We start from the raw sequence: 15,338 nt of genomic DNA, 5'->3' as shown, positions 1-15,338 counted from the left end.
AATACTACTGCTCGTCGTAGATGGTTGGCCGGCCCGCACCCTCCCGGGACCAATGACCCTGATCACCCGACCCGCCCTCGCGGCACCGCTGGCGCGTGCGACGATGGCGCGCTGATGAACACCGCACACACCACCTGGCAGCCGCCGCTGATCTGGCGCGCAGCCCTGCTGCTGGCGCGGGGCCTGGTCGGCCTGCTCGCCCGCCTCGAGGTCACCGGCGACGTCCCGGCGCACCTGCGTCGCGGCCCGCTGGTGCTCGCCGCCAACCACATCAGCCCGTTCGACCCGGTGGTCATGGCCGCCGCCTGCCGGGCCCGCGGCGTCGCCCCGCGGATCATGGCGACCGCCGGACTGTTCCGCGTCCCGGTCTTCGGCGCCGCCATGCGCCACGCCGGGCACATCCGGGTCGACCGGGGCACCAGCGCCGTGCACCGGGCCCTCGATGACGCCGCCACGGCCGTCGCCCGCGGCTCGGTGATCCTCATCTACCCCGAGGGGCGCATCGGCCTGGACCCGGGCCTGTGGCCCGAACGCGGCAAGACCGGCGCCGCCCGCCTCGCCCTGGCCTGCGGTGCCCCGGTTGTCCCGGTCGCCCAGTGGGGCTCGCACGAGGTGCTGCCCTACCAGGCGCCCCGCGGAATGCTGCGCGGCATCGCCCGCTCGCTGTGGCGTCGGCCGGTGATCCGGGTGCACTTCGGCACCCCCGTCGACCTGGGCGAGACGTCGGCCGCCAACCCCGGCGCGGCCCGCCGGGCCACCGGCCGGATCATCGACGCGATCACCGACACCCTGGCCCCGCTGCGCCCCGACGAGCCGGACCTGCCCCGCCACGTCGACCCCGGCCGCCCCACCGACCCCAGCCGAACTCACCACCGCCACTCAGCCTGAGGTCGGCGTCGAGATCAACTCCCGTTCCGGTGGACCACCAGCCGCTCGCGTAACCCCAGCCGGCCGGCCTGGGGGAAATCCCCCAGCGGGAGACGGCTGTCAGCCAGCTTCCGCCCGGACAACCGCGCGCCTAGCGTGATCTTCCGTAGCGAGCGTGGGCCGGGCGCGGCGTGCTGTGCCCGTACGCCGTGCTCGCACCGGCCATCGGCGGTTGGCTGCTGGCCAAGCGGGACGCGTGGGCAGAGGCGCTTGGTGGGCGGGGAGGAGGATGACGGCATGGGCCTTGCGCTGCGCACGCCAACCGCGGACCCGCCGCCGGGCGTCCAGAGTCGGGGCAGGCGCCTGTGGAGGGGCGCCCACGCGGCGGGCGTGGCCCCGTTCAGCCAGCGCGCGGGCCGCGAGTTGGTGTTCTGCCTCGCCGGGCTGCCGTTTCTCGTGCTCAACCCGGTGGCACTCGTCGTTGCCGCAGTGGACCTGAGCTGGTTGGTCAGCAGCGACGCGCGGGGTAACCCCGCCCCGAGCGACGTGGCCATCGCCGTTGTCAGCGTGGGGCTGCTGCTCGTGCTGCTGGTGTCGACGACGGCGGCCCGGAGGCTCGGCGCCCTGCAGCGCACGCTCGCGACTCGGCTGCTCGGGGTCGGAGTCGCGGCGCCGCCGCCGATGCGGTCGAGCCATGCCGGTCGGGCCCGGCCCGGCTTCCGCGACGGGGCCGGTTGGCGGGTCATCGGGTATCTGCTGGCCAAGCTGCCGGTCAGCCTGATCGAGCTGTACGCGGTGTTCTTCTGGATCGGCGGGCTGGTCAACCTGAGTTACCCGCTCCTGTGGGGGGCCTTCCGCAACCACCCGCCGGGAGCCCGGCTGGACCCGGTGCCGGTGTTCACGCCGTTCGGGTTGTTCGGCGACGGCACCTTCCGCGTCGCGACCCTCGGCGGCACGTTCGCCGCCGCCGCGGCGGGAGCGGCGATGCTGCTGGCCGCGCCCTGGGTGACCAGACTCGTCACGTCCGCCGACGCCTGGCTGATCCGAGGTCTGCTAGGGCCAGGGCGGCTGGCGCAGCGGGTCCACGACCTGGAGTTGAGCCGGGCGTCGGCCGTGGACGACTCCGCCGCCCTGCTGCGCCGGCTCGAACGCAACCTGCACGACGGCGCGCAGATCCGGCTGGCCACCCTGGCCATGAACCTCGGCATGGCCCGCCGCAAGCTCGGTGACGGCGACGAGGTCGCGGACGCCGCCGCCGTCCGCGAGTTGGTCGACGCCGCGCTGCGCGGCGCGAAGGACGCGCTCGGTGAACTGCGCAGCCTGACCCGCGGGATCCACCCGCCGGTGCTCGACAACGGGCTGGCCGACGCCCTCGCCTCGCTGGCCGCCGACGGTGCGATCCCGGTCGAGCTGGAGATCGGCATCCCGGTTCGGCCCACCCCCGCGATCGAGACCATCGCGTACTTCTGCGCCGCAGAACTGCTGGCCAACGCCGCCAAGCACAGCTTCGCGAACACCATCGTCATCCGGGTGGCCGGGGGGCGGGAAGTGCTGCGGCTCAGCGTCGCCGACGACGGCACGGGCGGCGCCGATCCGACCCGGGGCACCGGCCTGTCCGGGTTGGCGCAGCGGGTCGCCGTGGTCGACGGGGCGCTCACCATCGCGAGCCCGCCCGGTGGCCCGACGACGGTCACCGTCGAGCTTCCGCTGCGCGCATGAGTGTGCGCGTCGTGATCGCCGAGGACGCGGCCCTGTTCCGGGCGGGGCTTGCCCGCCTGATCGAGGACCACGGCCATCAGGTGTGCGCCGCCGTGGGCGATGGCGACATACTGCTGGCCGCGGTGACCGAGCACCAGCCCGACGTCGTGGTGGCCGACATCCGGATGCCGCCGACGCACACCGACGAAGGGCTGCGCGCCGCACTCGAAATCCGCCGCCGGTACCCCCGCACAGGGGTGCTGGTGCTGTCGCAGTACATCGAGACCAGGTATACGGCCCGACTACTGGAGGGCAACGCGGCGGGCGTCGGGTACCTACTGAAGGAGCGGGTGGCCGACGTCGCGGAGTTCGCCGACGCGCTGCAGCGGGTGGCCACCGGTGGCACGGCGCTCGACCCGGAGGTCGTCGGTCAACTGCTGCGCGTCAGCCGCCGCGCCGACGGCGTGGCGGCACTGACCCCGCGCGAGCGCCACGTGCTCGCGCTGATGGCCGAGGGGCGCTCGAACGCCGGCGTCGCCGACGCGCTCGTGGTGAGTGGCGGAACCGTGGAGAAACACGTCGCGAGCATCTTCGACAAACTGGGGCTGCCCCAGGACGAGGCCGACAACCGCCGCGTCCTCGCGGTCCTGCGATACCTGAGTCCGTAGGTCCGCGCCGACACGCGCCAACGCCGAAGCTCTCCTTCTCCGGTGCTGGGGGCTAACCCCCACACCAATTCTGAGGTTTTCCGGTTGGTGCGGACATCGAAGATCTTCGTACCGTTTCGGGGCATGGTCGTCATCCAGACGGGAGCGTTGATGTGAGCGTAGTTTTCGCAGTGCGGCAGGCGGTGCGATGGCGCGGCGTCGTGGCGGCCGCGACCGTCGCGGCAGTGCTGGCCACCACGGTCGGCCCGGCGTCCGGGTCGACGGCGCCCCCCAACCCGGATCACCGGTCCATCGCCACGGTGCTCCAGGAGGGCCTGGATGAACTGCACGGCCTGGGCGTGTCCGGGACGCAGGGACTGGTCCGCGACGGAGGCCGGGTGACCGTGGCGCGCAGCGGCGTGGCCGATCTGGTCACCGGCGCGCCGGTGCCGTTCGACGGGTACTTCCGGATCGGCAGCACCACGAAGACGTTCGTGTCGGTGGTGGTGCTCCAACTCGTCGGCGAGGGCCGGATCCGGTTGGACGACCCGATCGAACGCTGGCTGCCCGGCATCGTCACCGGCAGTGGCAACGACGGCCGGAACGTCAGCATCCGCCAGGTCTTGCAGCACACCAGCGGCCTCTACGACGCCACCGGCGACCTCGTCGCCCTGCAGTCGGCCGACGGGTTCCTGGCGCACCGCTTCGACCACTACAGCGAGGCGCAGCAGGTGTCGACCGCGATGCGGCACTCGCCGCTGTTCGTCGCCGGCACCGGCTGGAGCTACTCGAACACCAACTACCTGCTGGCCGGGATGCTCATCGAACGCGTTACCGGGCATCGCTGGGATGCCGAGGTGCGGTCGCGGATCCTGCGGCCGCTGGGCCTGACCCACACGTTCTACCCAGGTGACCAGCCGACCCTGCCTCGGCCGCACGCCAACGGGTACCGGCAGTTCGCACCCGGCGGGCCGATGGTCGACACGACCGTGTTCAATCCGACCGTGACGGCCTCGGCTGGCGGCCTGGTCAGCACCCCCACCGACCTGGTCCGCTTCTGGCAGGCGGTCGGTCGCGGTCAGCTACTGCGACCCGCACAGGTGGCCGAACTGCAGCACACCGTGCTGGCCGACGGGTTCCAGGGAATCCGGCCAGGCATCCGTTACGGGCTGGGCATCATGTGGATACCCAACCGGTGCGGCGGCTCCTGGGCGCACGTCGGCTCCATGCCCGGGATGAGCACCCTCGCCGCCGTCAGCCTGGACGGGCGCCGCTCGACGGTCCTGTATCTGGCCAGCGAGCTGGCCGACCCGGGCCCGGCAGTGGCGATCATCGAACGGCAGATGACACTGCTGGACGACCTGATCTGCGGCTGACGGTCATCGCGGCGGCGCGAGCGGGCGACAGACGCCGCCCGGCCACCCGCCGGCCATCAACCGCGGGCATACTGCGTCGCGTGTTGACCCGATTCGCCTACCTCGACGCACCCGCGCCGCTGGCGTTCGCCCACCGTGGCGGCGCCGCCGAGGGCGACGAGAACACCACCGAGGCGTTCGCCCGGGCCATCGGGCTGGGTTACCGGTACGTGGAGACCGACGTGCACGCCACCGCGGACGGCGTGGCAGTGATCTTCCACGACCCGACGCTGCACCGGGTCACCGGTGAGGCGGGGCGCATCGCCGAGATGAGCTGGGCCGACCTCGCCTCGGTACGCGTCGGCGGCGCTGCCGTCGTACCCCGGCTCGACGAGGTGTTGGGCGCGTGGCCGCAGGTCCGCTTCAACATCGACGTGAAGGCCGACGGCGGCGTCGAGCCGACGGTCGCGACCGTGACCCGGGTCGGCGCCGCCGACCGGGTGCTGCTCGCCTCGTTCAGCGACGCCCGGCTGACCCGGCTGCGGGCGCTCACCGAGGGACGGGTCGCCACCAGCCTGGGCATGCGCGGCGTCGCCCGGCTGCGGCTGGCGTCCCTGCACGGGCGTCCGCTGCGGCTGCCGCCGTCGGTGGTCGCCGCGCAGGTGCCGCCGCGCTACGGGCGGGTGCCGGTGGTGGACCGCCGGTTCCTCGACTACTGCCACCGCATCGGCCTGCAGGTGCACGTCTGGACGATCGACGAACCAGCCCAGATGCACGAGTTACTGGATCGTGGCGTGGATGGCATCATGACCGATCACGTCGGCGTGCTGCGCGACGTCTACCGCAGCCGCGGCCACTGGGCCGCCTGAGCGTCGAAGGACCCCCGATGGCCGAGACCGTGACCCCCACGGTGGACGACACCCCGCCTCCGGCGAGCACTCGCCGGGAGCGGCGCGGCTGGTACATCTACGACTGGGCCAACTCGGCGTTCCAGACCACGGTCATCACGGTGTTCCTGGGCCCGTTCATCACCACGGTCGCCGAGCTGGCCGCCGGTTGCGAGTTGGGCGCGGACACCTGCGACGGGTACGTGCACCCGCTGGGCATCCGGGTGGCGGCCGGTTCCTACTACCCGTACCTGATCTCGCTGTCGGTGTTCCTCACCGTGTTCGTGCTGCCGGTGATCGGGGCGATCGCCGACCGGTCGGCGCACAAGAAGCGGCTGCTCGGCGGGGCCGCGTTCACCGGCGCCGGCGCGACCATCGCGATGGTCTTCGTCACCGGAGACCGTTACCTGCTCGGCGGGGCACTCTTCCTGATCGCCAACATCTCCTTCGGCGCGGCCCTCGTGGTCTACAACTCGTTCCTGCCGCAGCTCGGCGGCCCGGACGAACGTGACGGCATCTCCAGCCGCGGCTGGGCGCTGGGCTACCTGGGCGGCGGTCTCCTGCTGGCGTTCAACCTGGTCGCGGTCACCCTGTTCAGCGAGGACGACAACCCGCAGCGCACCCTGGACCTGGCCCGCTGGTCGATCGTCTCCGCCGGGGTGTGGTGGGCGGTGTTCACCCTCGTGCCACTGCGTTGGCTGCGGGAACGCCCCAGCGCGGCGGTGGCACTGGCCCGGCAGGGCAACGTGCTCACCGACGGGTTCCGGCAGCTGGGCCGCACCCTGCGGGAGATCAAGGCGTACCCGTTGACGCTGTTCTTCCTGCTGGCGTTCCTGGTCTACAACGACGGCATCCAGACCGTCATCACCCTGGCCAGCCAGTACGGCACCGAGGAACTGCGCCTGGAACAGAGCACCCTGATCATCACCATCCTGCTGGTGCAGTTCCTCGCCTTCGGGGGCGCGTTGAGCCTCGGCGCGTTGGCCCGGCGCATCGGCGCCTGGAAGACCGTGCTGCTCAGCCTGGTGCTCTGGACCGGCGTGATCATCGGCGCGTTCCGGCTGCCGGCCGAGGCGCCGGTGCCGTTCATGGTCCTCGGCGCGGCCATCGGCCTGGTTCTCGGCGGCAGCCAGGCGCTGAGCCGGTCGCTGTTCAGCCAGCTCATACCGGCCGGCAAGGAGGGCGAGTACTACGGCTTCTACGAGATCAGCGACAAGGGCACCAGCTGGCTCGGCCCGCTCGCCTTCGGCCTGGTGTTCCAACTCACCGCCTCGTACCGGGTGGGCCTGGTCTCACTGCTGATCTTCTTCGTGGTCGGGTTCCTGCTCCTGGCCGCCGTGCCGATCCGCCGTGCCATCGTGGCCGCGGGTAACACGCCACCCCGGGTGCTCTGAGCACGGGTCCCGGACCAGGCAGATCAGGGGCGGTCGATCGGCTAGGCTGCCCGACCGTGACTGACGACGCCCCCGCCGCACCCACCTGCCTGGCCCACCCGTTCCCCGGCCAGCCACACGCCCCGGCCGGGTGCGCGGCCGCGCGCGGGCTCGACGGGCGTCCGGTGCACGCGGCGGCGTTGAAGTTCTTCTGGGGGCCGATGGACTGCGGCAAGTCCACGATGGCGTTGCAGATGAACTACAACCACGCCCGGCAGGGCCGGCGCGGGCTGGTCACCACCCGTATCGACCGGTCGCTGGGACCGCAGGTCACCACCCGTATCGGCCTGGCCCACGAGGCCATCGAGGTCACCGACGACCTGGACCTGCGGGCCCTGGTGCGCGGCCGGTGGGCCGACGGGGTACGCGTCGACTACCTGATCTGCGACGAGGCGTGCTTCTACACCGTCGAGCACGTCGAGCAGATGGCCGAGCTGGTGGACAGCTACGACGTCGACGTGTTCGCGTTCGGCCTGGCCACCGACTTCCGGTCGCGGCTGTTCCCCGCCGCGCAACGCCTGTTCGAGCTGGCCGACGAGGTGGCCCGCATCCAGGTCGAGGTGCTCTGCTGGTGCGGCCGCGAAGGGCTGCTCAACGCCCGCGTCGTCGACGGGCGGGTCGTCCGCGAGGGCGCCCAGGTCGTCATCGGCGACACCGTCGACACCGCCGAGGTGCGCTACCAGGTGCTCTGCCGCCGGCACTACCGCAGCGGCGACCTCGGCCCCCGCGACTGAGACGCCCGTTCCCGGGTCACCCGGTCGGCCAGGATCACGGCGACCGTCACCGCCACCGCCACCGTGGCGCACGCCGCCACCGGCACTCCCAGCCCGACACACAACGGGATCAAGGCCAGCAACAGCAGCACCGCCGCGATCCGGCTGGTCGGCAGGGTCCGCCACAGCACCGCCTTGTACCCGGCGTGCCCGGCCAGGAACAGCGCCGGGCCGCCCAGGGTGAACAGCGCGGCGACCGTGCCGGCGGGGGCACCGGGTTCGCGCAGGAGCAGCTCGTCGCCCGCCGAGGTGACGATGATGCCGGCCACCATCACGGGATGCAGGTAGTTGAACGCCAGCCGGCCCAACGCGCCGGTGCGCTCACCGGCGCGCGCGATGACCTCCGCTGCGGCCGGGGCCGACCGGGCGAAGTACACCCACCACAACGCCACCGAACCGGCGAACGCCAGCACGAACGCACCGACCATCCTCAGGTCCAGGTGCTGCGCGAGTGTGTTCCCGGTGACGAGGATCGACTCACCCAGGGCGATGAGGATGAACGCCTGGCACCGCTCCGCCAGGTGCCCACCCTCCACCATCCACCGCTCGGCGGGGCTACGGCCCAGACCGGGCACCGGGAACCCGGCCGACAGGCCGATCACCTCGATCACGATCGCCGCCGCCCACAGCGCCTCCTGGAAGGCGCCACCGACCACGGCGCCGAGCACCACGAGCAGCGATGTTCCGACGAACCACGGCAGCGTCTTCTGGAACCCGTCGACCAGCCACGGCTGGCCCTGCACCGCCCAGATCGCGAACCCGGTGCGGCCCACCTGCAACGTCACGTAGACCAGCGCGAAGACCAGCCCGGCGCCGGCGAACGCCTCGGGGATCGCCGCCGAGAGGAGCAGACTGCCCAGCATCAGCGTGATCAGCAGGGCCCTCACCGGTGCCTGGTCGGGTCGCAGCCAGTTCGTCCCCCAGGCCGTGTAGATCCACACGAACCAGACCAGCGCCAGCAGGAGCGCGGTGCGCCCGGCGCCACGCCAGTCCGGGTGCGCGATCAGATAGTGCGCCAACTGGGTGGTGGTGAAGATGAAGACCAGGTCGAAGAAGAGCTCCATCGACGTGGTGGGCTCCACCCCCCGACGCTCGCGCAGCAACCAGGGCCGCTTCGGACGGACGACCGGGGCCTCAGAAGGGGTCACCGCACACCCGCCAGTTTCCGTCCTCGCGGACGACCGGCAGGCGACGTTCCTCGCTGAGCCCGCCGTCGCGGGTCACCTTCACGGTCACCGTGCCGTGCGGTCGTCCGCTGCGGGTGGCGACCGACACGTCGGTGATCTCGTAGTCGGTGACCATCGGCGGCGTCCGCACCCAACTGGTGAAGCCGATCGCGCTCCACCGGCTGCGCGCGTCCTCGCAGAGCCGCTCGTACGCCCGGTCGCTGTCGCCGAGGGTCACCTCGTTGAGGAAACCGTCGGCGGTCTCCCGGATCGGTCCGGCGGCCTGCCGGACGGTCTGCAGGTTCCAGGCGCCCAGCCCGGCCACCCCCACGCAGCACAGCGCCACGCCGAACCCGGCGAACGCCAACCCGGTGCGCATCGGGCGGTGCCGTCGGGCCGGTCGGCTCCACGGCTGGCCCGCACCCACGACTACCGACCGTAGAGAACACGCTCGCTCCGACGGGCGACAAGCCGGAAACTGGGTGCGCCCGATGGGCGGGTGTGCCCTGTTCGCGGTGGCCCCGCATCGTCTACCGTCGGCGCACACCCCCGAGCAGTGCCAGGAGTCGATCGATGAGCCGCTTCGTGCAGCCGGTACCACCCCCCGTCGACCCGTACGCCGGCGATGGCCTGCTGCGGTCCTGGCTGGAGCGTCACCTCGGCCCGGGCGGGCACGCCGCCGCGAAGGGCCGTCTCGCCGACCTGGCGGCCGACGTCACCGGGCCGCTGCGTGCGGCGCACGCCGACGCGGAGGCGCACCCGCCGACGCTGGTCCGCTACGACCCGTGGGGTGCCCGGATCGACCGCATCGACACCTCCGCCGGCTGGCAGGCGCAGCGCGCCGCCGCCGCCCGACACGCCGTGGTCGCGCTGCCCTACCTGCCGGACGCCCGGGGCACCTGGGGCGCCGCCGCGCGGGTCGTGCAACACGCCCTGCTGCACCTGTACGGGCCGGAGTCGGCGACGTTCTCCTGCCCGGTGGCGATGGCCGACGGGGCGGCGGCGCTGCTCAGCATGCCCGACGTCGACGCCACGGTCCGCGACGCGTGGCTGCCCCGGCTGATCTCCACGGACCCGGCCACGGCGATCACCAGCGGGCAGTGGATGACCGAGTCGCAGGGCGGTTCCGACCTGGGCCGTTCCAGCACGCTCGGCCGACCCGCCGCGGACGGTTCCTGGCGGCTGACCGGGGAGAAGTGGTTCTGCTCCGCCGCCGACGCGGCGATGGCGGTGGCGCTGGCCCGGCCGGAGGGCGCCGGGCGGGGCAGCCGGGTGCTCGCGCCGTTCCTCGTTCCCCGGTACGCGGTCGACTCACCGCTGGCCGACGGCGCGGCGCCGGGCGCACCCGCACCGGGTGTCACCGTGCACCGCCTCAAGGACAAGCTCGGCACCCGGGCGCTGCCCACCGCCGAGATCGGCCTGCGCGACGCGTACGCCCTTCCGCTGGGTGACCCGGCGGTGCCCGGTCTCGTCCGGGCGATGACCCTGGTCGTGGTGACCCGGGTGCACAACGCGGCGGCGGCGGCCGGTGGAATGCGACGGGGTCTGGCCTACGCCCGCGCGTACGCGGAGGTGCGGCACGTCGCCGGCGGCCCGCTGGTGTCCTCGCCGCTGCACCGGGCCACCCTGGGCACCCTCGCGGTCGACGCGGCGGGCGCGTTCGCCCTCGCCGGGCACGCCTTCGCCCTGCTCGGTCGGGTGGAGGTCGGCGCCGACCCGGAGGCCGCGGCGGAGCTGCGCATCGTGGCGCCGTTGGCGAAGCTGGCCACCGGTCGGCTCGCCGTCAGCTCCGCCAGCGAGTACGTGGAGAGCTTCGGCGGGGCCGGCTACGTGGAGGACACCGGCGTGCCCCGGCTGTTGCGCGACGCCCAGGTGCTGCCGATCTGGGAGGGCACCACCAATGTGCTGGCCCTGGACGTGCTGCGCGCGCTGACCCGGGAGGACGCCGGGGCGCCGCTGCTGAGCCGGCTCGCCGCCGCCGTCGACCTGGCGCGGCCGCTGTCGCCGGTGCTGGCCGACACCCTGGCCACCGCCGCCGCGCAGTTGGCGGAGACCATCAGCGCGGTGACCCTCGACCCGGGTGCGCCGACGGTGCTCGCGGGCGCCCGTGGTCTGGCGTTGCGCCTGGCGTACGCGCTGACCACCGCGTTGCTCGTCGAGCACGCCGCGTGGGGTGACGAGCAGGCGGAGTTGGCCGCCCGGCTGTGGGCGCGCCGCTGGCTGCGGCACGAGGAGATCGCCGAGGACGCCCACCACCACCTCGACCTGCTCTGCTGAACGGCCGACGCGAGCGGACGGGTGGGCGCCCATGTCGGTGCTGATCGAGCTGGGTGACGACCGGGGCGCGCCCCTGGACGAGCGACGGCCACCGCCGCAGGTGTCCCGCCGCTGGTGGGTGGCGGTGCTGGTGGCGGTCTGTGCGCTGCTCGGCGGTGCCGCCCCGGCCGCGCGCCTGACGCCCCAGGTCGGGCCGGCGGTGCCCGCCCGGGCGACAGTGCTCGGCGCGGGGCCGCTGCTGCTGGTCGTCGACCCCGACCCGACCCCGCCGACGCTGAGCGCGTACGACTCGGCCGCGCCGGCCGGCCCTCCGCGGTGGCAGGTGCCGGTGCCGCCCGCCTCCGGGTGGTCCGCCGAGGTGGCCGGCGACCTGCTGCTGTTGGTCGAACGCGACCAGGCGCGCGGGGCGCGCGTGACCACCGCGCGGTCGATGCGTACCGGCCAGCCGGTGTGGCGGCGACCCGAGCGGGTGTACGCGGCCGGGAACGCGGCGGTCGCGGTGAGCGAGGTGCGCAGCGCCTCCGAACCGGGACGGCGGGTCGAGGGCACGGTGCACGGCGTCGACCCGGCCACCGGCGCGACCCGGTGGTCGGTTCCGCTGCCCTCCACGGCGGTGCTGCGGGCGCTGCCCGGGCGGGTGCTGCTGGTGCAGGACGACGGGCTGGCCCGGCTGCTCGACGCCCGCGACGGCACCGAGCGCGGGCGGGGACAGCTTCCGCCGGCCGACTACGGCCCGGACAACCCGCAGGTCGTCGGCGGCCACCTGGTGCTGCGTCACCCGAGCGGCGGCGCGGTGGCGCTGACCGGGTACGACCTGCCCGGGCTGGCACCGCGCTGGCAGGCGCCGGCGCCACCGGGTGAGTTGACCCTGCGGCCCTGCCAGGGCCTGATCTGCGGCCAGGACGAGCAGGGGCGCTGGGCGATCGACGCGGGCACCGGGGCACGGGTGTGGACGTGGCCGGCCGGGGCGCGCTGGCGCACCGTGGCGGGCCCACGGGTCGCCGCGGAACCCCTGGTGGTGCTGGGGACGGCGGCGGACGGCAAGCGCTCCCTGGTCGCCACGGTGGGACGTGACGGTCGTCGGGTGTCCGGGGTGCTTCCGGCGGGGCTGACCGACTGCTGACGGGTCGGCGCCGGCCTGGTCTGCCGCGACGGCACGGCCCGCGTGACGTTCTGGCCCCTCGACGCCCCCTGAACCCGGGTCAGCGCAGGGGGCCTCGGGCAACGGCGGCGCGCATCGTCGCCGGATCGCCGGCCGGGACGAACTCCAGCCACCAGGTGGCGCCGGCGGCGGCCAGCTCACCGAGGTAGGCCCGTTCGGTGTGTTCGTCGGAGCGGCGCCGCCGGCCGCCGACCGCCACGTCGAACGGCTGACCGTCGGCGCGCGTCGATGGCAGGGCGTTCGTCAGGTCGTGAACCTCGTCCGGGGTGAAGTCGGACCACCCGTCGGTGTCGGTGAGCTTGTACGGCACGATGCCGTCGGCGCGGGCCGCCCGTCGGCGCACCGCCCCGGCCTGGGTGCTGCCGCCGACCCACACCGGCACCCGTGGTGACTGCACCGGCGCAGGTCGCAGCGCCACCCCGTCGGCGCGGTAGTGGGTGCCCCGGTGGCTGACCGGCTCCCCGCTGAGCAGCCCGGTCAGCAGGTCGAGACCCTCGTCGAGCATCGCGGCCCGCACGGACACCTCGGTCTGTTCGCCGAAGGCGGCCAGGCCCCGGTCGCCGGGGTCGCCGACACCGACCGCCACGGTGGCCCGGCCCGCGCTGAGGTGGTCGAGGGTGAGCACCTCCCGCGCCAACTTCGCCGGGCGACGCCGGGGCAGGGCGGTGACCGTGGTGCCAAGTCGCACCCGGTCGGTGCGCCCGGCGATCGCGGCGAGGACCAGCCACGGGTCGTAGGTGAACGGCTCGTCGCCGGAGTAGTGGATCAGATAGTCCTCCAGGAACACACCGTCCCAGCCGGCGCGTTCGGCCAACTCACCCAGCTCGACCAGGGTGGACACCGCAACCGTCGCCCCGCCGCAGGAAATCTCCAGACCGTGTCTCATCCCCGGACCGTAGGACGGGGGCCCGACACTCGGTCGCGGTGAGTGTCGCGGGGCCGACGCGCACGCGCTGCTCAGCCGCGACGACGCGAGCGGGCCGCCCACACCGCGTAGGCCGGGTCGCGGTCGAGGTTGTGCCGGTCCCGGTCGTAGCGGCGGGTGGTGCGCGGGTCGGCGTGCCCCATGGCGTCCTGCACGTCCTCCAACGGCACGCCCTCCGAGCGGGCCGTGGTGGCGAAGGCGTGCCGCAGCGAGTGGGGGGACAGCTTCGCCCAGGCCGGGATGCCGGCGGCGCGGGCGAGCCGACGGACCATCCGGAACACCGAGTGCCGGTCCAGCCGGGCGCCGCTGGCGGTGACCAGCAGCGGGCCGGTGAGCTGCGGCACCGGCACCCCGGTGGTGGCGGCCCGCTGGGCCAGGTAGGCGTCCAGGGCGTACCCGGTGCCGGGGGTGAGGGCGCGGCGACGTTGTTTGCCGCCCTTGCCGACGAAGCGAACGCTGCGGTGGCCGCGTTCGGTGCCGAGGTCGGTCAGGTCCAGCGAGATCAGCTCCCCGACCCGCAGACCCAGGTCGGCGAGCAGCGCGAGCGCCGCCCGGTTGCGTACGGCGGTCGCGCCGGTGTCCGCGTCGGCGGCGCTGAGCAGGGCGTCCACCTCCTCGGGGGTGAGCCCGACGGTGGCGGAGTGGTCCCGGTCGACGCGGGGGCGGTCGGCGCCGGAGACCGGGTTGGCCGGCACAGCGCCCAGTTTGACGAGGAAGTCGTACCAACTGGACAGCGCCGAGAGTCGGCGTGCGACGGTCGCCGGGGTCAGTGGGCGACCGCTGCGGGCGCCGACGCTGCTCTCCAGGACGCGGGCGTACTCGTTGACGTGCAGGAACGTGGCCCGCAGCGGGTCCAGGTCACGGCCGGCGCACCAGTTGAGCCAGCCGGTGACGTCGCGTCGGTAGGCGTCGCGGGTGTGCTCGGACAGCCGCCGGTTGCGCAGCCACGCCTCGGTGACCTCGACCGGCCCGCTCGGCAACGCCGGTGGCGCGGACGGGCGGGCGAGCACCGGAGCGTCGGAGAACACCATGTGAAAAAGGCTCTCAGCCTCGGGTGGGATCGGCGTGCAGGCGCGCCGGTCCCACCCGTCACCGTGTCGGATCAGGCGTTGATCTCTCGGCGGGCGGCGCCGTTGGACTGGATGGTCACCCGGCGGGGCTTGGCGCGCTCGGCGACCGGGATGCGCAGCGTCAGCACCCCGTTCTCGTAGCCGGCCTCCAACTTGTCGGTGTCCAGCGTGTCGCCGAGGAACAGCTGCCGGGTGAAGGTGCCCATCGGGCGTTCGGCGGCGACCAGTTCGACGCCGTCGCCAGCGGGCCGGCGACGCTCGGCGCGGACGGTGAGTACGTTGCGCTCGACGGTGCAGTCGATGCTGTCCGGATCGACGCCGGGCAGGTCGAACGCGGCGTAGAAGTGGTCGCCGTCGCGGTAGGCGTCCAGGTGCATCGTCGCGGGACGGGCCGCCGTACCGAAGAACTGCTCGGCGAGCCGGTCGATCTCGCGGAACGGGTCGGTACGCATCAACATCGTCATGCCTCCTCGGTTCTCCTGGCCGAAGGTGATGGGTTGAGTCGGGGTGACTCAACTTCCTCTTCTTATTTAGCGCGTCCGTCCGCCGGCGTCAACTGCTCAGTGCAGCCGTTTCTCAAACCAGTGGTCGGCGTAGGGGCCCTGTGAGTACGCGGGGATCTCGACGTAGCCGTGCCGGGCGTACAGGGCGCGGGCCTCGACCAGGTCGTGCCGGGTGTCGAGCCGGATCCGGTCCGCTCCGGCCGCGCGGGCCCGCTCCTCGACGGCAGCCAGTAGGACGGCACCCCCGCCGGCGCCGCGATGCTCGGGGCGGAGGAACACCCGGGTCAGCTCGGCCCAGCCGGGTCGCCAGCGCAGTCCGGCGCAGCCGGCCAGGTCGGGGCCGTGGTGGCTGAGCAGGAGCAGCCCGCTCGGTTCGGTCAAGTCGTCGCTGGGCATCTCGGCCAGGGCGGCGTCGACCTCGCCGGGCAGGGCCGGGCGACGGTGGTAGCGGACCACCATCTCGTTCATGTACTCGCGTAGCAGGAGCACCGCGTCGGGGTGGTCGGGCCGGCTGGTGCTGGTCGTCCAGGTGGGCCGGGCGGTAGTGGTCACCTGTTGATCATCACCGCCCGGTC

General features: G+C 73.5%; 15 protein-coding genes. 9 read left to right on the top strand and 6 right to left on the bottom strand.

Annotated elements, in window-relative coordinates:
- The first annotated feature begins 114 nt into the window (after window positions 1-114).
- The 7 genes from ACIBD9_RS28710 to ACIBD9_RS28680 all read left to right on the top strand — a co-directional run bounded on the left by ACIBD9_RS28710 (window position 115) and on the right by ACIBD9_RS28680 (window position 7,621).
- Entirely contained in the window at window positions 115-888 is a 774-nt protein-coding gene (locus tag ACIBD9_RS28710; RefSeq protein ID WP_396722325.1) for a lysophospholipid acyltransferase family protein, read from the top strand.
- 369 nt (window positions 889-1,257) lie between these two features.
- Window positions 1,258-2,586, top strand: coding sequence for a sensor domain-containing protein (locus ACIBD9_RS28705; RefSeq protein ID WP_396722323.1), 1,329 nt, complete (start codon window positions 1,258-1,260; stop codon window positions 2,584-2,586).
- Window positions 2,587-2,588: 2 nt separating this feature from the next.
- The gene (locus ACIBD9_RS28700; RefSeq protein ID WP_396722411.1) at window positions 2,589-3,233 is read left to right on the top strand and encodes a response regulator; all 645 of its coding nucleotides are present in this window, start codon (window positions 2,589-2,591) and stop codon (window positions 3,231-3,233) included.
- Between the two features lie 152 nt (window positions 3,234-3,385).
- A complete protein-coding gene (locus ACIBD9_RS28695; protein ID WP_396722321.1) occupies window positions 3,386-4,588 on the top strand; it encodes a serine hydrolase domain-containing protein in 1,203 nt (400 codons plus the stop codon).
- A gap of 80 nt (window positions 4,589-4,668) precedes the next feature.
- Entirely contained in the window at window positions 4,669-5,436 is a 768-nt protein-coding gene (locus ACIBD9_RS28690; protein ID WP_396722319.1) for a glycerophosphodiester phosphodiesterase, read from the top strand.
- Between the two features lie 17 nt (window positions 5,437-5,453).
- Window positions 5,454-6,848 carry an MFS transporter gene (locus ACIBD9_RS28685; RefSeq protein WP_396722316.1) on the top strand — a complete coding sequence of 465 codons (1,395 nt, stop codon included), beginning with the start codon at window positions 5,454-5,456 and terminating at the stop codon, window positions 6,846-6,848.
- A 56-nt stretch (window positions 6,849-6,904) separates the two neighbouring features.
- Window positions 6,905-7,621 carry a thymidine kinase gene (locus ACIBD9_RS28680; protein ID WP_396722314.1) on the top strand — a complete coding sequence of 239 codons (717 nt, stop codon included), beginning with the start codon at window positions 6,905-6,907 and terminating at the stop codon, window positions 7,619-7,621.
- Here the strand turns inward: ACIBD9_RS28680 and ACIBD9_RS28675 are convergent.
- Together ACIBD9_RS28675 and ACIBD9_RS28670 are read right to left on the bottom strand one after the other, a co-directional pair.
- Window positions 7,588-8,808, bottom strand: coding sequence for a low temperature requirement protein A (locus tag ACIBD9_RS28675; RefSeq protein ID WP_396722312.1), 1,221 nt, complete (start codon window positions 8,806-8,808; stop codon window positions 7,588-7,590). The genes ACIBD9_RS28680 and ACIBD9_RS28675 overlap by 34 nt on opposite strands.
- On the bottom strand, window positions 8,795-9,253 hold the full coding sequence (locus tag ACIBD9_RS28670; RefSeq protein ID WP_387166650.1) for a hypothetical protein: 459 nt from the start codon (window positions 9,251-9,253) through the stop codon (window positions 8,795-8,797). Before ACIBD9_RS28670 ends, ACIBD9_RS28675 begins: the two co-directional genes overlap by 14 nt.
- Before the next feature lie 146 nt (window positions 9,254-9,399).
- Here ACIBD9_RS28670 and ACIBD9_RS28665 point away from each other — a divergent pair, with 146 nt between their 5' ends.
- Window positions 9,400-11,103, top strand: a complete 1,704-nt coding sequence (locus tag ACIBD9_RS28665) for an acyl-CoA dehydrogenase family protein (protein ID WP_396722310.1) — start codon at window positions 9,400-9,402, stop codon at window positions 11,101-11,103.
- 31 nt (window positions 11,104-11,134) lie between these two features.
- The gene (locus ACIBD9_RS28660) at window positions 11,135-12,226 is read left to right on the top strand and encodes a PQQ-binding-like beta-propeller repeat protein (RefSeq protein ID WP_396722308.1); all 1,092 of its coding nucleotides are present in this window, start codon (window positions 11,135-11,137) and stop codon (window positions 12,224-12,226) included.
- A gap of 79 nt (window positions 12,227-12,305) precedes the next feature.
- On the opposite strand, the gene ACIBD9_RS28655 is transcribed toward ACIBD9_RS28660, so the two are convergent.
- The 4 genes from ACIBD9_RS28655 to ACIBD9_RS28640 all read right to left on the bottom strand — a co-directional run bounded on the left by ACIBD9_RS28655 (window position 12,306) and on the right by ACIBD9_RS28640 (window position 15,315).
- The gene (locus ACIBD9_RS28655; protein WP_396722306.1) at window positions 12,306-13,151 is read right to left on the bottom strand and encodes an LLM class flavin-dependent oxidoreductase; all 846 of its coding nucleotides are present in this window, start codon (window positions 13,149-13,151) and stop codon (window positions 12,306-12,308) included.
- 71 nt (window positions 13,152-13,222) lie between these two features.
- The gene (locus ACIBD9_RS28650; RefSeq protein WP_396722304.1) at window positions 13,223-14,221 is read right to left on the bottom strand and encodes a tyrosine-type recombinase/integrase; all 999 of its coding nucleotides are present in this window, start codon (window positions 14,219-14,221) and stop codon (window positions 13,223-13,225) included.
- A gap of 71 nt (window positions 14,222-14,292) precedes the next feature.
- Window positions 14,293-14,718 carry an Hsp20/alpha crystallin family protein gene (locus tag ACIBD9_RS28645; protein ID WP_396722303.1) on the bottom strand — a complete coding sequence of 142 codons (426 nt, stop codon included), beginning with the start codon at window positions 14,716-14,718 and terminating at the stop codon, window positions 14,293-14,295.
- Between the two features lie 102 nt (window positions 14,719-14,820).
- Window positions 14,821-15,315, bottom strand: coding sequence for a GNAT family N-acetyltransferase (locus tag ACIBD9_RS28640; RefSeq protein ID WP_396722301.1), 495 nt, complete (start codon window positions 15,313-15,315; stop codon window positions 14,821-14,823).
- Window positions 15,316-15,338 lie beyond the last annotated feature (23 nt).

The organism is Micromonospora sp. NPDC050784, from assembly GCF_044456765.1.
Classification (GTDB): Bacteria; Actinomycetota; Actinomycetes; order Mycobacteriales; family Micromonosporaceae; genus Micromonospora; species Micromonospora foliorum.
This window is presented reverse-complemented; position numbering and strand designations above follow the sequence as displayed.